The organism is Deltaproteobacteria bacterium (assembly GCA_019309545.1).
Classification (GTDB): Bacteria; Desulfobacterota; Desulfobaccia; order Desulfobaccales; family Desulfobaccaceae; genus Desulfobacca_B.
Window position 1 is genome coordinate 1 of sequence record JAFDGA010000077.1, and the last position, 2,756, is coordinate 2,756.

Genomic DNA, 2,756 nt, shown 5'->3' on the forward strand with positions numbered 1-2,756 from the left:
CCGCTGAGGCGATCCCCCGATCGACCAGAACGTTGCTGGAGGTAAGCCAGATCTCGCCTCCCCAAGTGCGGGTGCCGATAACTTTTCCCAGCCCTAAACGGCGAAAGCCTTCGGTAAAAGCCTCTCCATCCGAAGCAGTAAACTCGTTACAAAGCACCACCATATGCCCCCGGAAAGCATACTGCATATTCCAGGTGGGATTACCTACTCTTGCCTGCCAGTAGAACCAGGCTTTGCGCAACAACTTCTCCAGGATCCAGGAATCGATATTGCCCCCGCGGTTATGACGAACATCGATAATCAGGCCTTTGCGGTTGAAGACGGGGTAAAAGTTTTTAACCCACTCCGTATAATTATTGCCGCCCATAGCTCGAAGATGAACGTAACCTACTTCACCGGCAGTCTCCTTTTCCACCTGGAACCGGCGAGTATACTCCCACTCGCTATAACGAAGGCCTGCCTCAGCCGAAAGGGTCATCGGGTAAACTATTTCTTTATATGCCTGGCCATCGCTGCCTTTTAGCTCTAGAAGCACCTGGGTACCGGCGGTATTTCTAAGAAGGAGGCTAGGATGATCAACCGAGAGAGTAGAGCGGCCATTAATGGCCACGATTACATCACCTTCTTTTATCTTTAATCCGGGCCGTGCCAAAGGAGAAAATTTTTCTAGATATTCGGGATCAGTACGGTAAATGTGGGCAATCCTCCATCCACCAGCTCCCTCATCTTTTTCCAATCTAGCTCCCAATGAACCAGGCAGGATGTTGTCTGGCGGTTGCCTCAAGTCTCCACCTCGGACAAAAGTATGCAAGGCCGATAATTCGCCCACTAAGTGAGCAATGAGGTCATTTAGTTCCTGACGGTCACTGATCCGATCAAGATAAGGTAGATGGCGTTGAAGAAGGCCTTCGTAATCAACGCCATGAAGGTTTCGGTCATAAAAATAATCTCTCTCCATCCGCCAAGCGTCAACAAACATCTGGCGCCATTCCGAGCGAGGATCGATTGAAAATTTCCACGGGGAAAGATCAACTTTGTTTTCGGCTAGGGAGGCTGGCTTTTTCGTCGCCGCCTCAATGACATAAAACTCAGAGCCTTTCTGAACCATCATTTTGTTGCCCGAAGACGAAAGTTCGTAGCGCCGAACATCTTCAACCAGTGTCACCGCTTTTGGCCGGCGGTTAGTAATGGCCACTGCTTTAAGCTTTGGTTTACCAGCTGCTCTCGATTCCCGGTCGATAAAAAACAAAGCTTTCTGGCCCACCCCTAAATTGGAATAGGCACTTGGGGGCAGAGGAACTTCATAAACTCTATCGTGGATCCCCTGAAAATTGATTTCAACTCGGACTTCTTTGGAAGCTTCCTTAGACATCCTCTTAGTCTTTTCAGTTTTCGAAGTGTTTACCTTGGCTGATGGAGGACTGTTGGGACCTGCTCCTTCCCTGGACGTTTTTTTCTCCACTAATAATTCATTCTGAGGTATCCAAGGAAAAACATCTTTTCCGGTAAGGCCGAAGGCATAAATTCTGGTGGTCCGGTCAAAGTAAGGTTCGGGTTGCCGTGGTCCCCAGGGACTTCCCACCACACTGCGAAAATAACGGTCGGATAGAAAATAAAGCCACTTGCCATCCGGACTCCAGGCGGGGTTGTAAGAATCAACTCGTTCACTGGTTGCAGCGGTAATTTGACCGGTGCTAATTTCAAGAATTTTTATCTGCTGGAATTGATTGTCGGCGGCTTCCACAAAAGCCAAGAATCGGCTGTCTGGTGACCAAGCTAAGTCCTGAAATATGTCGTTAAGACTGGAGGCTACTCGCCTTAGTTTCTTCTCCTTAAGGTCAGCTAACCATAGCTGGTAGTTCTTGTCAGCAAAGGCCAGCCAACGGCCGTTGGGTGAAGGAAGCCCATCAAAGCGAATAACTTTGGCGCCAGTGGTTAACTGTTCCGGCTGACCCAGACCATTAGCTGGTGCCCGATAAAATTCCCACTCCTCAGTTTGATCATTCAAAAGCATCAAGCTCTGACCGTCCGGAAAAAAACGGGCTGCCCGGTGGCGAATCCCCTCCTTGTAACTTACCCTTACCCAGCGCCCATCCCCAACAGGAGCGACAAAGACATTTCCTCGGGAGACAAACACCAGCCGGTCCCCTTCAGGGGAAATGTGCGCTGAAGTCAGATAATCAACAGGCTTTTTAATCCATTTCTCCCGCATCTGGTCAAAGTCAGAAGGGATGATGATGTCCAAGGGAGTGTCTTGATGCTTCTCAATATCATAAACGTAAAGGTCGGCCACCAGCTGGTAAACGATGCGGCCATTATGGAGGGAAGGCGAGCTCACATCGTATCCCTCATGAAAAGTGAGCTGTTCCAATTCGGAACCATCTAGGTTCATCGACCACAGGTTCATGGTACCGCTGCAGTCGCTGACGAAATAGATCCTGTTTTTCCAGAACATCGGGTTTTTGCTTGTTCCGGGGTAATCGGCCGTCAAAGGTACCGCTTCTTGAGGACTAGCCACATCAAATTTCCAGAGATTTTGAACCGTCCCCCCTTTATACCGCTTGGTGTAACTTCCCTGGAAAGGAAGTCGAGTGAAAACAAGTATTTTTTCATCGGGAGTAAAACAGCCTTCGGCTGCCTGCGCCAAGGGAACTAGGGATTCTTCATTGGTGGCCTGGTCAAGGAGTATCAACTGGGTGTTAGGTAGAGTCGAATATTTGCGCGTGGCGTAGATTATTTGGCCAGAGGGTGTCCAA

At 49.3% G+C, this 2,756-nt stretch carries 1 protein-coding gene; it reads right to left on the bottom strand.

Going from position 1 to position 2,756, the window contains the following annotated elements:
• Positions 1-2,756, bottom strand: a 2,756-nt coding sequence (locus JRG72_11680) for a PDZ domain-containing protein (protein MBW2135864.1), incomplete at both ends; no start/stop codon positions are given.